Here is a 20,824-nt window from a genome sequence, read left to right as displayed (position 1 = left end):
TTCTTCACTGGATGGTGCTGCGGGCGGCCGTGAGGACCTCCGCCAGATCTGGGTGCCGGGCCGTTGCGGTGGGGCGCCCGGGCGCGGAGACCTCGTACCCCTGCGGGGTGGCGACGAGGTCCACCCAGGCGGCGGCGCGCGGGTGTCCGCAGCGGCGCTCGCATCCGGACCAGTGCACGGGCAGCGGTCCGGGCGTACGGCGTACCAGGGCCCGTGCGTCGGCGCGTACGTCGGCCCGCGACTTGGCACAACCGGGCGTTCCCGTACAGGCGGTGACGGACCGCCAGGGATCCGCCGGGTCGGTGACGAGCCCGGCGTCGGCGAGAACCCCCAGCGCCCGGGCGGCCGCCTGCCCGGTCAGCCCGGGGACGACGACCCCGCGCCAGGGCGTCAGCCGCAGCCGGCCGCTCAGCCCGGCCAGGGTCCGCCACTGCGCGCTGTCGAGGCGTCCGAGCGGCGCGAGCACGGACAGCGCGGCGCGCCCGTCCGCGCCGGTTACGCGTCCGGGTTCGGGGCCGTCCCCGGGCGGGGGCACGGGCGCGCCCTCGATCCGGCCGACGATGCCGCGGGCCGCCAGGCAGTCCTGCAACCCGGCCGGATCCAGGGCGTGTTCGGGGGGCAGTTCGCTCACCCGCCAGGCCCGGGTGCCGGCGGCCCGGGCGGCGTCCAGGAAGTGGCGGGCGGCGAGGAGGGCGGCCCGGGGGGCGTCGTGCGCGGCGACGCGGACCCCCTGGCGCGCGCCGGCCGTCGACACCAGGGCCCCGCCGTCGGGGCGGGCGACCACGACGACGTCCCCGGCGAGGGCGGCCACGTCCCCGCGGCCGTCGTCGAGGGCGAACAGGAAGCGTCCCGAGAGCCCGGCCGCGGCCGGATCCGCGCACAGCAGCCCGTCCAGCTCCGCGACCCAGCCCGACACGTCCGGCCGGCCGGATCCGTCGAGGCCGGTCAGCGGGGAGACGACGATGTTGCGGACCCGCTCGTGGGAGGGGGCGGGGAGCAGCCCGGCCCGCTCCAGCACCGCGGCCAGCTCCCCGCCGCAGCCCGCGCCGAGTCCGCGCAGCTGCGCGTTGCCGCGGGAGGTGAGGTCGATGTGGCCGTCGCCGAGCCGGTCCGCGGCATCGGCCAGCAGCAGTGCGGCGGCGCCGTCGAGGAGCCCGCCGGGGATCCGCACGCGCGCCAGGTACCCGTCGTCCGCCGCGTGCAGGCGCAGGGCGCCGGGGCAGGCGTCACCGCGTTCCCGTATGACGGGTTCGTCCCGCGACACGGCGGAAGGGGGCTGGGGCATGGCCGCGAGCATACCCACGTTTGCCCACCCCCGGCCTGTGTCCGACGCCACCCTCCCCGGCCCCCGCCACCGGAGCGACGGCCGCCCCCGGACGCCCCCTCGCGCGGGGCGGACCCCGCCCCCACCGGCGTTTGCCGCCCGGCCCCGGGGGCAGAGTCCCGACGCCCCCCGACCCGGACCACCCCCGCCCGGACGCCCACCACCCGGCCACTCAGCTCCGAACCACCACCGACGGGTCCCACCCCGCGTACGCCCCACCACCGGCCCGAACCACCGCAGCCCCGAACCACCACCGGCCCGGACCGCCCCGCCCCGCCCCCCGCCCCGCTCCCGGCCAGGGACACCGCACCAGAGCGCCCCCCGTCCGAACCACCAACGGCCCGGACCAGCACCGTCTCCGGCCACCCCCACTCCCGGCCAGGGACGACGCCGCCTAGGATGACCTTCCGACGGGCCACTCGGCCCGTCATCGCCGAGGACGGCGACATGGGAGGAAGCCCGGTGCGATTCCGGCGCGGTCCCGCCACTGTGAACCCCGCGGAGCGATCGGCGGGGTGAGTCAGGAACTCCCGTCGTCCTCACTGCCCGGGGCGCGGAAACCCCGAGGAAGGCCTGCCGCCGCATGATCCTGCTGCTGTCGACGTCCGACACCGATCTGCTCAGCGCTCGCGCCGCGAACACGGCGGACGGCCCCGTCCCGTACCGGTTCGCGAACCCCTCCCGCCTCCCCCTCGACGACCTCCCCGGTCTCCTCGACGGCGTCGACCTGGTCGTCGTACGCCTCCTCGGCGGCCTCCGCGCCTGGCAGGAGGGCCTCGACCTGCTGCTGGCCGCCGGCCAGACCCGCCCGGTCGTCGTCCTGACCGGCGAACAGGCCCCGGACGCCCAGCTGATGGAGGCCTCCACCGTCCCCATCGGCATCGCCGCCGAGGCGCACGGCTACCTCGCGCACGGCGGCCCCGCCAACCTCGGCCAGCTGGCCCGCTTCCTCTCGGACACCGTGCTGCTCACCGGCCACGGCTTCGAGCCCCCGGCCGCCTCCGCCACCTGGGGCCACCTGGACCGCCCGGCCTCCGCGGCGGACGGCGACGGCCCGCGCGTCGCGCTGCTCTACTACCGCGCGCACCAGATGAGCGGCAACACCGCCTTCGTGCACGCCCTCTGCGACGCCGTCGAGGCCAAGGGCGGCAGGCCCCTCCCCCTCTACGTCTCCTCCCTGCGCACGCCGGAGCCGGAACTGCTGGCCGAGCTGGCGGGGGTCGACGCGGTCGTCACCACCGTCCTGGCCGCCGGCGGCACCCGCCCGGCCACCGCCTCCGCCGGCGGGGACGACGAGTCCTGGGACGCGGGCGCCCTCGCCTCGCTCGGCGTGCCGATCCTCCAGGCGCTGTGCCTGACCGGCTCGCGCGAGACCTGGGAGGAGAACGACGAGGGACTCTCCCCCCTCGACGCCGCCACCCAGGTCGCGGTCCCGGAGTTCGACGGCCGCCTGATCACGGTGCCGTTCTCCTTCAAGGAGATCGACGAGGACGGCCTGCCCGCCTACGTCGCCGACCCCGAGCGGGCCGCCCGCGTCGCCGGCATCGCGGTGCGCCACGCCCGGCTGCGCCACATCGACCGCCGCGACAAGAAGATCGCGCTGGTCCTGTCCGCGTACCCCACCAAGCACTCCCGCATCGGCAACGCGGTCGGCCTCGACACCCCGGCCAGCGCCGTGGAACTGCTGCGCACGCTCATCGCGGGCGGCTACGACTTCGGCCCGGCGGACGGCATCCCCGGCCTGGTCTCGGGCGACGGCGACGAGCTGATCCGCGCCCTGATCGAGGCCGGCGGCCACGACCAGGACTGGCTGACGGAGGAGCAGCTGGCCCGCAACCCGGTCCGCATCCCGGCGGCCGACTACCGCCGCTGGTTCGCCGAACTCCCCGCCGAACTGCGCGGCAGCGTCGAGGAGCACTGGGGCGAGGCCCCCGGCAACATGTTCGTGGACCGCTCCTCGAACCCCGAGGGCGACATCGTGCTGGCGGCGCTGCGCCGCGGGAACCTCCTGATCCTCATCCAGCCGCCGCGCGGCTTCGGCGAGAACCCGATCGCGATCTACCACGATCCGGACCTGCCGCCCTCGCACCACTACCTGGCCGCGTACCGCTGGATCCAGGCGCGCGCGGAGGACGGCGGCTTCGGCGCCGACGCGATGATCCACCTGGGCAAGCACGGCAACCTCGAATGGCTGCCGGGCAAGAACGCCGGCCTCTCCGCCTCCTGCGCCCCGGACGCCGCCCTCGGCGACCTCCCCCTGATCTACCCCTTCCTCGTCAACGACCCCGGCGAGGGCACCCAGGCCAAGCGCCGCGTGCACGCCACCCTGGTCGACCACCTCGTGCCGCCGATGGCGCGCGCCGAGTCGTACGGGGACATCGCCCGCCTGGAACAGCACCTGGACGAGTACGCGCAGATCAGCGCGATGGACCCGTCGAAGCTCCCGGCGATCCGCGCGCAGATCTGGACGCTGATCCAGGCAGCGAAGCTCGACCACGACCTCGGGCTCGAAGAGCGCCCGGACGACGACGGCTTCGACGACTTCCTGCTCCACGTCGACGGCTGGCTGTGCGAGGTCAAGGACGCGCAGATCCGCGACGGCCTGCACGTCCTCGGCGGCGCCCCGACCGGCGAGGCCCGCGTCAACCTGGTCCTCGCGATCCTGCGCGCCCGCCAGATCTGGGGCGGTACGACGGCCCTGCCGGGCCTGCGCGAGGCCCTCGGCCTGGACGAGTCCGCCGCCACCCGCACCGCGGCCGACGAGGTCGAGGCGACGGCCCGCGCCCTGGTCGGGGCGATGGAGGACGCGGACTGGTCCCCGGCGGCGGTCGCCACGGTCGCGGCGGGCCACCCGGCGCAGGTCGCGGACGTCCTGGCCTTCGCCGCCCGCGAGGTCGTCCCGCGGCTGGCGGGCACGACGGACGAGATCGCCCACGTGGTCAGCGCCCTGGACGGCTCGTTCGTGCCGGCCGGCCCGTCCGGCTCCCCGCTCCGCGGCCTGGTCAACGTCCTGCCGACCGGCCGCAACTTCTACTCGGTCGACCCCAAGGCCGTCCCCTCCCGCCTGGCGTGGGAGACGGGCCAGGCCCTGGCGGACTCCCTCCTGACCCGCTACCGCACCGACAACGGCGGCGAGTGGCCCGCCTCGGTGGGCCTGTCCCTGTGGGGCACGAGCGCGATGCGCACCTCCGGCGACGACGTGGCCGAGGCCCTCGCGCTGCTGGGCGTCCGCCCGGTCTGGGACGAGGCCTCGCGCCGCGTCACGGGCATCGAGGCGATCCCGCCCGCCGAACTCGGCCGCCCCCGCATCGATGTGACGCTCCGCATCTCGGGCTTCTTCCGCGATGCCTTCCCGCACGTCATCGGCCTCCTGGACGACGCGGTCCGGCTGGCGGCGTCGCTGGACGAGCCCGCCGCGCAGAACCACGTACGCGCCCATGCCCAGGCGGACCTGGCCGAGCACGGCGACGAGCGCCGCGCGACGACCCGTATCTTCGGCTCGCGCCCGGGCACGTACGGCGCGGGCATCCTCCAGCTGATCGACTCCCGCGACTGGCGCACCGACGCCGACCTGGCGGAGGTCTACACGGTGTGGGGCGGCTACGCCTACGGCCGCGGCCTGGAGGGCCGCCCGGCCCGCACCGAGATGGAGACGGCGTACAAGCGCATCACGGTGGCGGCGAAGAACACCGACACCCGCGAGCACGACATCGCCGACTCCGACGACTACTTCCAGTACCACGGCGGCATGGTGGCCACGGTCCGCGCCCTGCGCGGCACGGCCCCCGAGGCCTACATCGGCGACTCGACCCGCCCCGAGACGGTCAAGACCCGCACCCTGGTCGAGGAGACGTCCCGCGTCTTCCGGGCCCGCGTGGTCAACCCGAAGTGGATCGAGGCGATGCGCCGCCACGGCTACAAGGGCGCCTTCGAGCTGGCGGCGACGGTCGACTACCTCTTCGGCTACGACGCGACGACGGGCGTGGTCGCGGACTGGATGTACGACAAGCTGACGGAGACGTACGTCCTGGACCCGGCCAACCGCGCCTTCCTGGAGCAGGCCAACCCCTGGGCCCTGCACGGCATCGCGGAACGCCTCCTGGAAGCCGAGTCCCGCGGCATGTGGGAGAAGCCGGACCCCCAGATCCTCGAATCCCTGCGCCAGGTCTACCTGGACACGGAAGGCAACCTGGAGGGCGACTCCGAGTAACCGTCGCCGCGTCCCACCGCGGATGCCCCCGCCCCCTTTTTCCGGGGGCGGGGGCATCCGCCGTCTCCGGGAGTTCACGATCAAGGGCCGTCCGGGCTCTTACTCCGTGAGGGTCCGCACCGGACCGCCGCTCCCAGGGGAAGGGGACACCGATGGACACCACGTCCACGGTCATCGCCATCGGATCGCTCGTCATCGCGGCTTCGCGCACCCTGCTGGCCCTGTGGCTGAGGCTGCGCTGGCGGACGCGCCGCGAACAGGCCCGGCACCGCTTCCTCCTCGGCGCGGCCCGGGCCCTGGCCCCGGGGGCCCGCCTGGACCTCGACGACCAGCACGGCCCCGGTAAGCGCCTGCGCGTGACGATCACCCCGGCTCCGGCGCGCACGAAGGACCGGACCTCGTGAACGACCACGACCCCCTGGACCGTACCGAGCTGCCCGCGACCGTCCCGCCCGCCGACGGGCCCGCGGCCCTGGCGGAACGCCGCCGCCTGCGGCAGGCGGCGGACGCGGAGTTCTCCGCCTTCTACCGCGCCACCGTCCGCCCCCTGGTGGCCTTCCTCATCAACCAGGGCGCCGGTGTGCACGCCGCCGCCGACATAGCCCAGGAGACGATGACCAACGCCTACCGCCGCTGGAGCGACCTGTACGAACCCAGAGCCTGGGCCTACACGGTCGCCTCGCGCGCCCTCCTGCGCCGGCTGTCCGACGTGGCGGAGGACCCCGTCGAAGAGGTGCCCGAACCGACGTCCCTCCTGGCCCGCCCGGACGCCATCGCCGAATGGGAGGCCCGGCACCGGGTCGTGCCCCTGCTGCGGAGCCTGCCGCCCCGGCAACGGCAGGTACTGGCGTGGACGCTGGCCGGTTTCACCCCGGGGGACATCGCCGACCAGTTGGGCCTGCCGAACGAGACCGTACGCGCCAACCTGCGCAAGGCCCGCCTGGCCGCGGCCGCGTACCTGCGGACGCGGGAGGAGGAGCTGTGACCCGCCGTCACGGAGCCGGGCACCCCGGCGACGAAGCCGTGGACCGGTGGCTCGACGACCACGGCCGCGCCCTGGCCGACGCGCTGGGCGAAGCCCTGGACGTGGAGGCCGGCCTGCGCGAGGCGCTCGTCCAGTCCCGGCACGACGACGCCGAGGACGAGCTGGAGGAGGTCCTCGACACGGAGTCGGGTCTGGCCGCCATCCTGCCGGCCGACCCGGCCCCGTCCGCCGGCCGGACCCCGGGTCCGCGCGGCCGGAGCGCGGCGCAGGAGTTCCTCCACTCGGTGAGCCCGGCGGACCGCCTCGTCCTGCGCTGCAACCCCGAGGTCACGGCGGCGGCGCGCGCCCTCGACCGGGCCGTCGACCTCGCCCGCAACCCCTACGACGGCCAGGTCATGCTCGAACGGGCCCTCGACCTCGCCCGGGACCTCGTCCTCGACATCTCCCGGGCCCGCGATTTCGACTACGACATCGACCTCACCATCGACCCCGACCTGGCCGAAGGCCTCGCCCGCGCCCTGCGGTCGGCCCGGCTCGTCGAAGGCCTCGGCCTCTTCTGGGTCCGGGCGGACGGGCGGACCTCCCTCTCCGACGACGTCGCCATCGCCGGCGACCTCAACCTCGCCCGGGCCCGCGGACTCGACACCGCGCGCGCCCGCTGCCGCGACCTCAACCAGGTCCTGGACCGCGCGCGTGACCTGGCCGAGCAGCTCTCCGGGCAGCTCTCCGGCGTCGTCCCGGACCTCGACGGCCCGCACACCGACGCGGTGGCCCGGGACCTGGCCGACGTACTCGTCACCATCCGCGCCGAGCAGGTCGGCCGGGCCGTCGCCCGGGTCCTGCGCCGGGATCCACCGCCGCTCGACAAGGACGCGGCGCTGGCGTTCCTGCACGACTTCACCGACGCCGACCTGCGCGCCGCCGACCTCAAGGGCGTCGACCTCGGCGGCGTCCACTGGTCGGAGTCCGGTACGCGGTGGCCTGCCGCCGTGGACCTGGCCGATCTCAAGCGGCGCTCGGTGGAGACCCCGGCGGGCAGCGCCGTCTGGGTGGTGCGCTGGGGCACGGCGGAGTTCCGGGAGTTCGCGGAGGTGCTGTGAGGGCGCTCGGGGCCGCGGGAACCGGTGGCCCCGGTGGCTCGACGGTCCCGGGGGTCCCGGGGGTCCCGGCAGTCCCTCCTATCCCGCCGTAGGGCTGCCGCGTCGTGGAACGCGCTCCGCGTCACCTGATGAAGTGAACTCCCCCTTATCCCACCGGCACCACGGGTAGCGCACTGCTGATCTCGTGCGGGGGCCGGGCACACCGGCCGCCGCACCCTTGACGAAAGGCCGGCCCCGCCGTGACGCAGCCGTTCCAACTGCCGGACTTCTACGTGCCCCATCCGGCACGACTGAACCCCCACCTGGAGGAGGCGCGGGTCCACACCAAGCGGTGGGCGCGCGACTTCGGGATGCTGGAGGGTTCCGGCGTCTGGGAGGAGAAGGACCTCGACGCGCACGACTACGCCCTGCTCTGCGCCCACACCCACCCCGACTGCGACGCCGACGCGCTGAACCTGGTCACCGACTGGTACGTGTGGGTGTTCTTCTTCGACGACCACTTCCTGGAGATGTACAAGCGCTCCCAGGACCGCGCCGGCGCCAAGGCCTACCTCGACCGGCTCGCCGCCTTCATGCCGATGGACCTCGCCGACGGGTTCCCCGAGGCCACCAACCCCGTGGAGGCGGGGCTCGCCGACCTGTGGGCGCGGACCGTGCCGGCCATGTCGATGGACTGGCGGGAACGGTTCTCCCTCTCGACGGAGAACCTCCTCAAGGAGTCGATGTGGGAGCTCGCCAACATCAACATCGGGCGGGTGGCGAACCCGCTCGAATACATCGAGATGCGCCGCAAGGTCGGCGGCGCGCCCTGGTCGGCCGGGCTGATCGAGTACGTGTCCGCTGAGGTCCCGGCGCGCGTCGCGCACACGCGGCCGCTCGGCGTGCTGCGCGACGCGTTCTCCGACGCCGTGCACATCAGGAACGACATCTTCTCCTACCAGCGCGAGGTCGCCGACGAGGGCGAACTCTCCAATGCCATCCTGGTGTTGGAGACCTTCCTCGGCTGCTCCCCCCAGGAGGCCGCGGAGGCCTCCAACGACCTGCTCACCTCCCGCCTCCAGCAGTTCGAGCAGACCGCGCTCGCCGAGCTCCCCCAGCTGTTCGCCGACCACGCCATGAACCCCGCCGCGATCGCGGCCGTCCTCGCCTACACCAAGGGGCTCCAGGACTGGCAGTCCGGCGGCCACGCCTGGCACATGGTCTCCAGCCGCTACATGAACGAGGGGGCCAGGCCCGCCACCCCGCTCGCCCTGCCCTTCCTCCCGTCGGGCCCCGGCACCGCCGCGCTCGACCTCGGGTCCCTGTTCAACCGGCGCTCCCTGGAGCTGCGCCGGCGCTCCTTCACGCACGTGCCGTTCGAACGCACCGGCCCGTCCGTCATCCCCGGGATCCACCTGCCGTTCCCGCTCACCCTCAGCCCTCACCTCCCGTACGCCCGCGAGGGCTCGGTCGACTGGGCGCGCCGCATGGGCCTGACCGGCCCACAGCCCGGCGACCCCGGCTCCGCGATCTGGAACGAAGAGAAGCTGCGCGGCTACGACTTCGCGCTCTGCTCCGCCGGCATCGACCCGGACGCCACGCCCGAGGCGCTGCTGCTGAACGCGTGCTGGCTGACCTGGGGAACGTACGGGGACGACTACTACCCGGTGGTCTTCGGCCGGTCCAAGGACCTCGCGGCCGCCAAGGCGACCACCGCCCGGCTCCTGTCGATGGTCCCGGTCGACCACGCGGAACAGCCCGCGCCGCTCACGGCGATGGAACGTTCACTCGCCGACCTGTGGGTGCGCACCACGCGCACCATGGCCCCCGGGGACCGCGCCGAGTTCCGGGCGACGCTGGTGAACATGCTGGAGAGCTGGGTGTGGGAGGTGGAGAACCAGATCCAGAACCGCGTCCCCGACCCGGTCGACTACGCCGAGATGCGCCGCCACACCTTCGGCTCGCACCTGACGATGTACCTGTGCCGGCTCGGCCTGGGCGGGCGCGGCATCCCCGAGGCGATCTACCGCTCGGGGACCATCCGGTCGCTGGAGAACGCGGCGGCCGACACGGCCTGCATGATCAACGACGTGTTCTCGTACCAGAAGGAGGTGGAGGTCGAGGGCGAGGTGCACAACTACGTGCTCGTCACCCGCACCTTCTTCGACATCGGCTACCCGCAGGCCCTGCACATCGTCCACGACCTGATGACGCGGCGCACCGAGGAGTTCGAGCACATCGTCGCGAACCAGCTGCCGCTGCTGTACGACGACTGGGAGCTGGACGCCGGGGCCCGCGCCGGGCTCGACGCGTACGTCGGGGAGCTGAAGGACTGGCTGGCGGGGATCCTCAACTGGCACCGCAAGTGCCGCCGCTACCGCGAGGAGGACCTGCACCGGCCGGCCGACGGCCTGTCCACCGCAGTCCTGGGTTCCGGGTTCGGCATGGCGGCAGCGCGTATCCGCCTGCCCGCCTGACCTGCCTGACCCGCCTGATCCGCCCCGGCCGGCTCGCCTGATGTCCCCGGCCGCCCCGGGGGCTCAGAACTCGCCCCCGGTGTGAGGGGTCCGGTCCGCAGGGCCGCGTCCAGTGCGAGCGCCTCGGCCGGGCCGCCCAGCCGCAGCGGGCGCGGATCAGGGGCGATGCGCAGGGCGAGCGGGCGGGCGGAGTCGAGGCGCCGAGCCGGGCGCAGCGGCTCACCAGACGGTGGTGGCGTACACGTGCCTCGGGTACCTCGCGGATGTCCACCACGATCGGAGACTGATCGGTCATCGCGGACCGGTCACCCCATATGGGCCGGATGTACCCGCTCAGGAGGACGCGGGGCCGGTCCAGCCGGCCGGGACGTGGCCGAGCCGGACCCGCTGGGGGTGGTCGCCGACGGGGACGGAGACCCGCTTGGCGCCGGTGGCGAAGTCGATGGCGGTGACCCGGTCGGCGCCGCTCTCGGAGATCACGCAGGCGGTGCCGTCGCCGTCGACCGTGGCCCAGTAGGGCTTGTCGGCCGCGACGAGCGGCCCCTGGGCGAGGGTGGAGCGGTCCACGACGGTCGCGTAGTCGTCCATGGTCCCGGCGACGCAGAGCTTCGTGCCGTCGGGGCTCATGGACAGGCCGTGGTGGCGGGAGTCGTTGACCCAGGTGGTGCGGTCGGTGCTGGTCGCGGGGCCGGCGGGGAGTTCCTTGATCCTCGTGATCCGGTCGGCGGCCACGTCGTACTCGACGACTCCGTTGAAGAAGGACACCTGGAAGTAGAGCTTGGACTCGTCGGGGCTGAAGGACATCGGACGGACGGCGTCGGAGAGGTCGTGGCGGCCGAAGGCGTCGAGGCGTTCGCGCATGTCGATGACGCGGACGGTGCGGAAGGTCTTCGCGTCGACGACGGTGATCTTCCGGTCGCCCTTCGTCCAGTCCAGCCAGGGCGCGTCGAGGGCACTGGTCACGTCTCCGATCGAGCTGTTCCACAGGAAGCGGCCGTCGCGGCTGAAGGTGTTCTCGTGGGGCTTGTCGCCGGTGGTGAAGGAGCCGGTCTGGCGGCCGGTGGCGATGTCCAGGACGTGCACGGTGTTGGCGGTGGAGGCGGAGACGGCGACCTGCCGGCCGTCGGGGGAGACCGCCATGTGGTCGGCGCGATAACCGGCCACCGGGAAGCGCCAGTTGATGCGGCCCGAGCGGACGTCGATCGAGACGACGTCGGCGAAGCTGGGGCGGGAGACGACGACCGCGGATCCGTCCGGGGTGGTGTACATGTCGTCCACGAACTGGTCGTGACCTTCACCGGCGGTGTTGCGCACCCCCAGGAAGAAGGCGAGCTTCACGGGGTTGAGGTAGATCTCCCGCAGCCGCTCCTCCTTGTCGGGGATCACGTCGATCCGGCCGATCCTGACGAGGTCCCCGGTCGAGGCGAGGACGTCGGCGGTGCCGTCCCAGTTGTTCCCGACGAACAGCACCTCGCGCAGGTCCGGGCCGGCGGCCTCGGCACCCGCCGCGGGCGCGGGGCCGGCGACCAGGGCGGCGGTGACCAGTGCGGCCATGGCCGCCAGGGCACGGCGGGTACGTACGAGAGTCGCAGCCATCCGGTCAACTCCGTTACGGGCAGACACTGTTACCGGCGGGTAAAATAAACGGAACAACGAAAGGACACAACCCCCACGGGGTCGCGCCCTTCGATGTGTGCCGCGCAAGCGTGTGCCGCGTCAGTGCGTGCCGCGTCAGCCCTTCACCTTCAGGCGACGGAACCGATCCGGGTGACCACCGTGTGGGAGGGGTCGTGGTGGATCGGTATGTGCGCGCCGGTCAGGGCGGCGCCGGTGCCGCCCCGCCGGTTCGCGACGATCTCGGCGGCGATGGACAGCGCGGTCTCCTCCGGGGAGCGGGCGCCGAGGTCCAGGCCGATCGGGGAGCGCAGGCGGGCCAGTTCGAGCTCGCTGACGCCCACCTCGCGGAGCCGCTTGTTGCGGTCCTCGTGGGTGCGGCGGGAGCCCATGGCGCCGACGTAGGCGACGGGAAGCCTGAGGGCCAGTTCGAGCAGCGGTACGTCGAACTTGGCGTCGTGGGTCAGGACGCACAGGACGGTCCGGGCGTCGACCCGGCCGGCTCCGGCCTCGGTCTCCAGGTAGCGGTGGGGCCAGTCCACCACGATCTCGTCCGCCTCGGGGAAACGGTTCTTCGTGGCGAAAACGGGCCGGGCGTCACACAGCGTGACCTGGTAGCCGAGGAACTTGCCGATCCGCACGAGGGCGGAGGCGAAGTCGATGGCACCGAAGACGATCATCCGCGGGGGCGGGACGCTGGACTCGACGAGCACCTTGAGCGGCTCTCCGCAGAGCCTGCCGTCGGCGCCCATCTCCAGCACGCCGGTCCGCCCGGCGTCGAGCATGGCGCGGGCCTCCTCGGCGATGGTGCGGTCCAGCTCGGGGTGAGCGCCGAAGCCGCCTTCGAAGGAGCCGTCGCCGCGGACGACCAGCGCGCGGCCCATCAGCTCCTCGGGGCCGAGGGCGATCCGCGCCACGGCGGCCGTCTCCCCGTGCGCGGCGGCGGCCAGGGCGCCGGCCAGCAACTCCCGCTGGGCGGAGCCCACCGGCACCGGGGTGACCAGGATGTCGATGATCCCGCCGCAGGTCAGGCCCACGGCGAAGGCGTCGTCGTCGCTGTATCCGAAGCGCTCCCGGACGGTTTCGCCGTCTTCGAGCGCCTGGCGGCACAGCTCGTACACCGCGCCCTCCACGCATCCGCCGGAGACCGACCCGATGGCCGTGCCCTCGCCGTCGACGGCGAGTGCCGCCCCCGGCTGCCGGGGCGCGCTCCCGCCGACCGCCACGACCGTGGCGACGGCGAAGTCACGTCCCTGCTCGACCCACCGGTTGAGTTCTTCGGCGATGTCCAGCATGTGCGGGCCTCCTCGGAGAGGTTTCGATTCCAGTATCGGATGCGCGGAGGGTCAGGTACGGATCACCGCCCGGCCTACTTCACGCCCAGCCACGCCTCGATCGGGTGGAGGGCGAAGAACACCAGGAAGATGCCGGTCAGGACCCACATGAAGGCCCCGACCTCGCGGGCCTTGCCCTGCGCGACCTTGATCGCCACGAACGAGATCACACCGGCGGCGACGCCGGGGGTGATGGAGTACGTGAAGGGCATGATCACCACGGTCAGGAAGACCGGGATGGCGGTCGCGCTGTCGGCCCAGTCCACGTGGCGGGCGTTCTGCATCATCATCGCGCCGATGACCACCAGGGCCGCGGAGGCGACCTCGCTGGGCACGATCTGCGTGATCGGGGTGAAGAACAGGCAGGCGGCGAAGAAGAGGCCGGTGACGACGGAGGCGAGACCCGTGCGGGCACCCTCACCGACGCCGGTCGCGGACTCGACGAACACGGTCTGGCCGGAGCCGCCCGCGATGCCACCGATGGCGCCACCGGCGCCGTCGATGAAGAGCGCCTTGGACAGGCCCGGCATGCGGCCCTTGTCGTCGGCCAGCTTGGCCTCGGTGCCGACGCCGATGATGGTGGCCATCGCGTCGAAGAAGCCGGCGAGCACCAGCGTGAAGACGATCATGCCGATCGTCATGACGCCGACGTCACCCCAGCCGCCGAAGGAGACCTTGCCGAAGAGCGAGAAGTCGGGCATCGAGATGGCCGAGCCGGAGAGCTCCGGCGGGCCGCTCTTCCAGGCCTTCGGGTCGATGTCCGCGACGGCGTTCAGGATGGCCGCGAGGACGGTGCCGCCGACGATGCCGATCAGGATCGCGCCCGGGACCTTGCGGGCCTGGAGCATGAAGATGGTCAGCAGGGTGACGCAGAAGATCAGGACGGGCCAGCCGGCGAGCTCGCCGACGGAGCCGAGCTGGACCGGGGGACCGAACTCGGAGCCCTTGCCGACGAAGCCCGCCTTGACCAGGCCGATCAGGGCGACGAAGAGGCCGATGCCCATGGTGATGGCGTGCTTGAGCGCGAGGGGGATCGCGTTCATGATCATCTCTCGGAGGCCGGTGACGACCAGGAGACAGATCACGACGCCGTACATCACGCACATGCCCATGGCCTGCGGCCACGTCATCTGCGGGGCCACCTGCGAGGACAGGACGCCGGAGACGGACAGGCCGGCGGCCAGGGCCAGCGGGACCTTGCCGACGAAGCCCATGAGAAGGGTGGTCAGGGCCGCGGCGAAGGCCGTGGCGGTGATCAGCGCCTTCTGGCTCATGGTGTCTCCGGCGACGTCCTTGCCGGAGAGGAGGAGCGGGTTGAGCAGGAGGATGTACGCCATCGCCATGAAGGTCGTGATACCGCCACGGACCTCGTTGCCGATGTTGGAGCCTCTGTGCGTGATGTGGAAGTACGTGTCGAGCCAAGAGCGCCCGGCGGGCTTCGGAGAGCCGTCGCCGGCATCCTCCGCACTGGTCTTGGGCTCTACTGATGACTGGGTCATGGTGCCTAACTCCCAAGGTTCAAAGGGGCACCCGCATGAAGATTGGAGACGCGGGATTTGGGAAATTCCGTTTGGCTGCACGACCCGGGGTGACGGCCCGAGGCGACGCAAATGTGCACTGCGTGTACTGCGGGTAGCGCGGTGGTGACCGTGGTACTACGTGGGGGTTTTCAGCAGGGGTACTGCCAGGTGACGAGGACCGCGAGCGGTGCGGTACTGCGTGCTCCGGGCGGTGCGACTGGAAGTGTGACGTTCCCGTGCCGCACCGCCCGGAAATCCGGGGGTGTCCGGGGGCCTCCCGGCCCCCGGACCACGCCGTCCTAGAGGGTGCCGGTGAGGGCTTCCGGACGGATCGGCGTCTTGTTGATCTCCAGACCGGTCGCCGCCCGGATGGCCGCGATGACGGCCGGGGTCGACGAGAGGGTCGGGGCCTCGCCCATGCCGCGCAGGCCGTACGGGGCCTTCGGGTCGGCGAGCTCCAGGACGTCGACCGGGATGGTCGGGGTGTCGAGGATGGTCGGGATCAGGTAGTCCGTGAAGGAGGGGTTGCGCACCTTCGCGGTCTTCGGGTCCACGATGATCTCTTCCATGATCGCGACGCCCAGGCCCTGGGTGGTACCACCCTGGATCTGGCCGACCACGGAGAGCATGTTCAGCGCCTTGCCGACGTCCTGGGCGGTCGCCAGCTCGACGACCTTGACCAGGCCCAGCTCGGTGTCCACCTCGACCACCGCGCGGTGCGCGGCGAAGGTGTACTGGACGTGGCCGTTGCCCTGGCCGGTGACCAGGTCGAAGGGCTCGGTCGCCGCGTGCCGGAACTCCAGCTCCAGGTCGATGGCCTCGTCCCCGAGGATGTCGGCGATGTCCGCGAGGACCTCGCCGCCGTCGGTGACGATCTTGCCGCCTTCGAGCAGCAGCTCGGCGGTCGCCCACGCGGGGTGGTACGAGCCGTTCTTGCGGCGGCCGATCTCCAGGAGCGCCTCGCGGACGGCCTCACAGGTGTTCTTCACCGCGCCACCGGTCATGTACGTCTGCCGCGAGGCGGACGTGGAACCGGCGGAGCCGACCTGCGTGTCGGCCGGGTGGATGGTCACCTGCGTGACGCCCAGCTCGGTACGGGCGATCTGCGTGTGGACGGTGATGCCGCCCTGGCCGACCTCCGCCATGGCCGTGTGGACCATCGCGACCGGCTCGCCGTTGATGACCTCCAGGCGCACGCGGGCGGTCGAGTAGTCGTCGAAGCCCTCGGAGAAGCCGACGTTCTTGATGCCGACCGCGTAGCCGACGCCGCGGACGACGCCCTCGCCGTGCGTGGTGTTGGAGAGGCCGCCGGGCAGCGCGCGGACGTCCGCGCCCTCGCCGGCGGTCTCCCACTGGCGCTCGGGCGGCAGCGGACGGGCCTTGACCCGGCGCAGCAGCTCGGCGACGGGCGCCGGGGCGTCCACGACCTGGCCGGTCGGCATGACCGTGCCCTGCTCCATGGCGTTCAGCTGGCGGAACTCGACCGGGTCCATGCCCAGCTTCGCCGCGAGCTTGTCCATCTGGGCCTCGTACGCGAAGCAGGCCTGGACGGCGCCGAAGCCGCGCATCGCGCCACACGGCGGGTTGTTCGTGTAGAGCGCGATGGCCTCGATGTCCACGTCCTCCAGGACGTACGGGCCCACCGAGAGGGAGGAGGCGTTGCCCACGACCGCCGGGGAAGCGGACGCGTACGCGCCGCCGTCCAGGACGATCTTGCACTTCATGTGCGTGAGCTTGCCGTCCTTGGTGGCGCCGTGCTCGTAGTAGAGCTTCGCCGGGTGGCGGTGCACGTGGCCGAAGAAGGACTCGAAGCGGTTGTAGACGATCTTGACCGGCTTGTTCGTGGCCAGGGCCAGCAGGCAGGCGTGGATCTGCATCGAGATGTCCTCGCGGCCGCCGAAGGCACCGCCGACGCCCGAGAGCGTCATGCGGACCTTCTCCGGCGGCAGGCCGAGGACCGGGGCGATCTGCTGGAGGTCCGAGTGCAGCCACTGGGTGGCGACGTACAGCTCGACGCCGCCGTCCTCGGACGGTACGGCCAGGCCGGACTCCGGGCCGAGGAAGGCCTGGTCCTGCATGCCGAAGGTGTACTCGCCCTTGACGATCACGTCGGCCCGCTTGCGGGCCTCCTCCACGTTGCCGCGGATGATCGGCTGGCGGTGCACGATGTTCGGGTGCGGGACGTGACCGATGTGGTGGTCGTCGCGGCCCTCGTGGATCAGCGGCGCGTCCTCGGCGAGCGCCGAGGCCTCGTCCGTGACGAGCGGCAGCTCGCGGTAGTCGATCTTGATCTTGGCGGCCGCGCGGCGGGCGGTCTCCGGGTGGTCGGCGGCCACGAGGGCGACCGGCTCACCGTGGTGGCGCACCCGGCCGTTCGCCAGGACGGGGGTGTCCTGGATCTCCAGACCGTAGTTCTTCATCTCGGCCGGCAGGTCGTCGTACGTCAGCACCGAGTACACGCCGGGCATGGCGAGCGCCTCGGAGATGTCGATGGAGACGATCTCGGCGTGGGCGACGGTGCTGCGCAGGGTCTGGCCCCAGAGCATGTCCTCGTGCCACATGTCCGAGGAGTACGCGAACTCACCGGTGACCTTGAGGGTGCCGTCCGGACGCAGGATGGACTCGCCGATGCCGCCCTTGTTGTGCTTCTGGGTGACGTTCGTCGGCGTACCGGCGGGCGCGGTGCGGGTGTTCTGAGCCATGGTCAGACCGCCTCAGACTGACGGGCGGCCGCCAGGCGGACCGCGTCGAGGATCTTCTCGTAGCCCGTGCAGCGGCAGAGGTTGCCGGAGAGGGCCTCACGGATGTCCTGGTCGGACGGGTCGGACTTCTCCTCCAGGAGGGCGTCCGCCTGGATGAGCAGACCCGGGGTGCAGAAACCGCACTGCACGGCGCCGGCGTCGATGAACGCCTGCTGGATGGTGGAGAGCTGGGCGCCCTCACCGGTCTGGGAGTCGGCGGGCTTGGCCTGCCACTGCTTGGCCGCGTCCAGGGACACGCCCTTGCTCGCGCAACCGCCGCCGGTGCCGCAGGCACCGCCGTGGCCGTGCTCCTCGCGCTGCTTGGAGAATTCGGCCAGGCCCTCGACGGTCACGACGTCGCGGCCCTCGACCTGACCGGCCGCGACCAGGCAGGAACAGACCGGCACCCCGTCGAGACGGACGGTGCAGGAACCGCACTCGCCCTGCTCACAGGCGTTCTTCGAACCCGGCAGGCCCAGGCGCTCGCGCAGGACGTAGAGGAGGGACTCGCCCTCCCAGACGTCGTCCGCTTCCTGCTGGCGGCCGTTGACAGTGAAATTGACGCGCATGATTACGCAGCCCCTTCAAGCGAGCGGCCGTTGCCGGTACCGCGGTACTGCTCCCAGGTCCAGACGAGCTGGCGGCGAGCCATGATGCCGACCGCGTGACGGCGGTACTTCGCCGTGCCGCGGACGTCGTCGATCGGGTTGGCCGCGCCGGAGGCGAGGTCACCGAACTGCTTGGCGATCGACGGGGTGATGACCTTGCCGGACTCCCAGAAACCGCCCTCTTCGAGCGCGGCGTTCAGGAACTCCTCGGCGGCCTTGGCGCGGATCGGGGTCGGCGCGGCCGAGCCGATGCCGGTGCGGACCGTGCGGGTCTGCGGGTGCAGTGCCAGGCCGAAGGCGCACACCGCGATGACCATCGCGTTGCGGGAGCCGACCTTGGAGTACTGCTGGGGGCCGTCCGCCTTCTTGACGTGGACGGTCTTGATGAGCTCGTCGGCGGCCAGCGCGTTGCGCTTGACGCCGGTGTAGAACTCGTCGATCGGGATCAGGCGGGAGCCGCGTACGGACTCCACCTCGACCTCGGCGCCGGCGGCGAGCAGGGCGGGGTGGGAGTCACCGGCCGGCGAGGCGCAACCGAGGTTGCCGCCGACGCCGCCGCGGTTGCGGATCTGCGGGGACGCGACCGTGTGCGAGGCGAGCGCGAGTCCCGGAAGCTCCGAGCGGAGGTTCTCCATGATCTGCGTGTACGGCACGGAGGCGCCCAGGCGGACGACGTCCTCGCCGACCTCCCACTCCCGCAGCAGACCGATGCGGTTCAGGTCCAGGAGGTACTCCGGCCGACGGTGGTCGAAGTTGATCTCGACCATCACGTCGGTGCCACCCGCAATCGGCACAGCTGTGGGGAACTCGGCCTTAGCGGCGAGCGCCTCCTCCCAGCTGGCGGGGCGAAGGAAGTCCATGTGCGGCTCTCTTCTTCTTAATCGGGCCGTTCACTTCAAGCCAGGAGGCCCAATGGCCCTCGACTGGTCGTTCACGTGCTGTTAACGCGGTGTGGAGCCAGTACACAAGCCACGCGTCCCCCGGGTGCAGTCACCGAAACCATGAAGGAGTTGGCTGAGGGCCTCCCTCGTCTTGTAGATTCGTATGAAAGGCAGGATGCGACGACCTGCCCGATTTCCAACGGCAACATTCGAGACAGATCGGCGGCGACATCATGCGGCTGCGCGCACTGCTGGAAACCGAGGCACTGGGGCTGCGGCTGCTGGGCGGGGAGGACGAACTCGACCGGACGGTCCGCGGGGTCATGACGACCGACCTGCGCGATCCCAGCCGATACCTCTCCGGGGGCGAACTCGTCCTCACCGGCCTTGCCTGGCGAAGAAATTCAGCCGACTCCGAGCCGTTCGTACGAATCCTCGCGAGCGCGGGCGTCGCGGGCCTGGCGGCGGGCGAGGCCGAGCTCGGCGACATCCCCGACGATCTGGTATCGGCCTGCGTGCGCAACCGCCTCCCGCTGTTCGCGGTGAACGAGGACGTTGCATTCGCCACCATCACGGAGTACGTGGTGCGGCAGGTTTCCGGGGAGCGGGCGGGCGATCTCGCGGCCGTCGTCGACCGGCACCGGCGCCTGATGACATCCGGTCCCGCGGGGGGCGGACCCGATGTGGTGCTCGATCTGCTCACCACGGACCTCGATCTGCGGGCCTGGGTGCTCTCCCCCACCGGGCGGCAGATCGCCGGAGCGGGGGAACCGCTGGCTCCGGGCGTGTGCGCGGCGCTGGCGAGCGAACACCTCGCGGCGGTCCGGACCGGCCGCAGGGGCCCGCACCGGATGTCCATCCAGGGTATTACCTACTCCCTGTTCCCGGTCAGAGGACACGGCCGCGGGCCGGGCCCCGCCGTGCGGGACGTGCGCGAGAGCGTGCTGTCGGACTGGCTGCTGGCCGTCGAGGCCGACGCGGGCGACTGGCCCGCCGAGCGGCTGGACCTGCTCCAGGGCGTCACCCAGCTGATCGCCGTCGAACGGGAGCGCCGCGACGCCGCCCGCACGGTGCGCCGCCGGCTCGCCCAGGAGGTCCTCGAACTGGTCCAGACGGGTGCCCCGCCGGCCGAGATCGCCGCCCGCCTGCGGGTGGCCGCGCCGGTGCTGCTCCCCGGGCTGGGCACGGCTCCGCACTGGCAGGTCGTGGTGGCCCGGGTGGACTGGGACGGCGGGGACATCCCCGGCGGCCCGGTGGCCCAGTCGCTGCTGGAGGAGATCCTGGTCGACCCCTCGATGAGCGGGCCCGAGCCGTCCGACCGGATCGCGGTCGCCCACGCGGGGGACGAGGCCATCGCCCTCGTGCCGCTGCCCGCCCTCCCGGGCGACCCCGGGGAGGAGAAGGGCCCCGACGCCGCCCTGCACGCCGACGCCCTCCTGGCGGCCGTACGCGAGCCCCTGGCGGCCGGCCTGGCCGACGACGGCCGGCTGACCCTCGGCGTCAGCGCGGCCGTGCATTCGGCCGAGGGGCTGCGCGGGGCGCTGGAGGAGGCCCGGCACGCCCGCCGGGTCGCCGCGGCCCGGCCGGGCCGGGTCTGCGCCGCGGGCCACCACGAGCTCGCCTCGCACGTGCTGCTGCTGCCGTTCGTCCCGGACGACGTGCGCCGCGCCTTCACCGCCCGGCTGCTGGACCCGCTGCGGGACTACGACCGCCGCCACCGCGCGGAGCTCATCCCGACCCTGGAGGCGTTCCTCGACTGCGACGGCTCCTGGACCCGCTGCGCGACCCGGCTGCACCTCCACGTCAACACGCTGCGCTACCGGGTCGGGCGAATCGAGCAGTTGACGGGACGCGACCTGTCCCGGCTGGAGGACAAGCTCGATTTCTTCCTGGCCCTGCGCATGAGCTGACCCCGGCCCTCCCACCAGGCACGGCCCCCGCGAGGGGCCGGCCGGGGACGGCTGACGAGCCGTCCGGACTTTGTGAAAGAGTTCACCCGACCCCTTGGCCGATGCGCCCGATCCGTGCTCTCATTTCGCCCCAGGGCTCAA

At 72.4% G+C, this 20,824-nt stretch carries 13 protein-coding genes and 1 riboswitch; of the genes, 6 read left to right on the top strand and 7 right to left on the bottom strand.

The window, feature by feature from the left end:
• Window positions 1-4 precede the first annotated feature (4 nt).
• Window positions 5-1,285 carry a precorrin-3B synthase gene (gene cobG / locus ACFYYT_RS34375; protein ID WP_351824689.1) on the bottom strand — a complete coding sequence of 427 codons (1,281 nt, stop codon included), beginning with the start codon at window positions 1,283-1,285 and terminating at the stop codon, window positions 5-7.
• A 433-nt stretch (window positions 1,286-1,718) separates the two neighbouring features.
• A riboswitch (cobalamin riboswitch) is annotated at window positions 1,719-1,874 on the top strand.
• Between the two features lie 33 nt (window positions 1,875-1,907).
• Here cobG and cobN point away from each other — a divergent pair.
• The 5 genes from cobN to ACFYYT_RS34350 all read left to right on the top strand — a co-directional run bounded on the left by cobN (window position 1,908) and on the right by ACFYYT_RS34350 (window position 10,075).
• Complete coding sequence (gene cobN, locus ACFYYT_RS34370; protein WP_351824692.1) at window positions 1,908-5,534, top strand: cobaltochelatase subunit CobN; 3,627 nt, start codon at window positions 1,908-1,910, stop codon at window positions 5,532-5,534.
• A gap of 152 nt (window positions 5,535-5,686) precedes the next feature.
• Window positions 5,687-5,938, top strand: coding sequence for a hypothetical protein (locus tag ACFYYT_RS34365; RefSeq protein WP_351824695.1), 252 nt, complete (start codon window positions 5,687-5,689; stop codon window positions 5,936-5,938).
• The gene (locus ACFYYT_RS34360; protein WP_351824698.1) at window positions 5,935-6,519 is read left to right on the top strand and encodes a sigma-70 family RNA polymerase sigma factor; all 585 of its coding nucleotides are present in this window, start codon (window positions 5,935-5,937) and stop codon (window positions 6,517-6,519) included. The genes ACFYYT_RS34365 and ACFYYT_RS34360 overlap by 4 nt, the downstream gene beginning before the upstream one ends.
• Window positions 6,516-7,619 (top strand): hypothetical protein, encoded by a 1,104-nt coding sequence (locus tag ACFYYT_RS34355; protein WP_351824701.1) that lies wholly within the window; start codon window positions 6,516-6,518, stop codon window positions 7,617-7,619. The genes ACFYYT_RS34360 and ACFYYT_RS34355 overlap by 4 nt, the downstream gene beginning before the upstream one ends.
• Before the next feature lie 239 nt (window positions 7,620-7,858).
• Window positions 7,859-10,075 (top strand): germacradienol/geosmin synthase, encoded by a 2,217-nt coding sequence (locus ACFYYT_RS34350; protein ID WP_351824703.1) that lies wholly within the window; start codon window positions 7,859-7,861, stop codon window positions 10,073-10,075.
• Between the two features lie 333 nt (window positions 10,076-10,408).
• Here the strand turns inward: ACFYYT_RS34350 and ACFYYT_RS34345 are convergent, their stop codons facing one another.
• The 6 genes from ACFYYT_RS34345 to ACFYYT_RS34320 all read right to left on the bottom strand — a co-directional run bounded on the left by ACFYYT_RS34345 (window position 10,409) and on the right by ACFYYT_RS34320 (window position 18,752).
• Entirely contained in the window at window positions 10,409-11,671 is a 1,263-nt protein-coding gene (locus ACFYYT_RS34345; RefSeq protein WP_351824706.1) for a YncE family protein, read from the bottom strand.
• A gap of 149 nt (window positions 11,672-11,820) precedes the next feature.
• Window positions 11,821-12,984 (bottom strand): XdhC/CoxI family protein, encoded by a 1,164-nt coding sequence (locus ACFYYT_RS34340; RefSeq protein WP_351824709.1) that lies wholly within the window; start codon window positions 12,982-12,984, stop codon window positions 11,821-11,823.
• A 74-nt stretch (window positions 12,985-13,058) separates the two neighbouring features.
• Window positions 13,059-14,522, bottom strand: a complete 1,464-nt coding sequence (locus tag ACFYYT_RS34335; protein WP_351824712.1) for an NCS2 family permease — start codon at window positions 14,520-14,522, stop codon at window positions 13,059-13,061.
• Between the two features lie 320 nt (window positions 14,523-14,842).
• Window positions 14,843-17,245 carry a molybdopterin cofactor-binding domain-containing protein gene (locus ACFYYT_RS34330; RefSeq protein WP_351824715.1) on the bottom strand — a complete coding sequence of 801 codons (2,403 nt, stop codon included), beginning with the start codon at window positions 17,243-17,245 and terminating at the stop codon, window positions 14,843-14,845.
• 2 nt (window positions 17,246-17,247) lie between these two features.
• Entirely contained in the window at window positions 17,248-17,853 is a 606-nt protein-coding gene (locus ACFYYT_RS34325; RefSeq protein ID WP_351824718.1) for a (2Fe-2S)-binding protein, read from the bottom strand.
• 2 nt (window positions 17,854-17,855) lie between these two features.
• Complete coding sequence (locus ACFYYT_RS34320) at window positions 17,856-18,752, bottom strand: xanthine dehydrogenase family protein subunit M (RefSeq protein ID WP_351824721.1); 897 nt, start codon at window positions 18,750-18,752, stop codon at window positions 17,856-17,858.
• Window positions 18,753-19,006: 254 nt separating this feature from the next.
• Here ACFYYT_RS34320 and ACFYYT_RS34315 point away from each other — a divergent pair, with 254 nt between their 5' ends.
• The gene (locus tag ACFYYT_RS34315) at window positions 19,007-20,683 is read left to right on the top strand and encodes a PucR family transcriptional regulator ligand-binding domain-containing protein (protein ID WP_351824724.1); all 1,677 of its coding nucleotides are present in this window, start codon (window positions 19,007-19,009) and stop codon (window positions 20,681-20,683) included.
• The last annotated feature ends 141 nt before the right edge of the window (window positions 20,684-20,824 follow it).

The organism is Streptomyces sp. NPDC002032 (assembly GCF_042890765.1).
Classification (GTDB): Bacteria; Actinomycetota; Actinomycetes; order Streptomycetales; family Streptomycetaceae; genus Streptomyces.
Note: the sequence above shows the minus strand (reverse complement) of the source record. Positions and strands in the feature narration are given on the sequence as shown.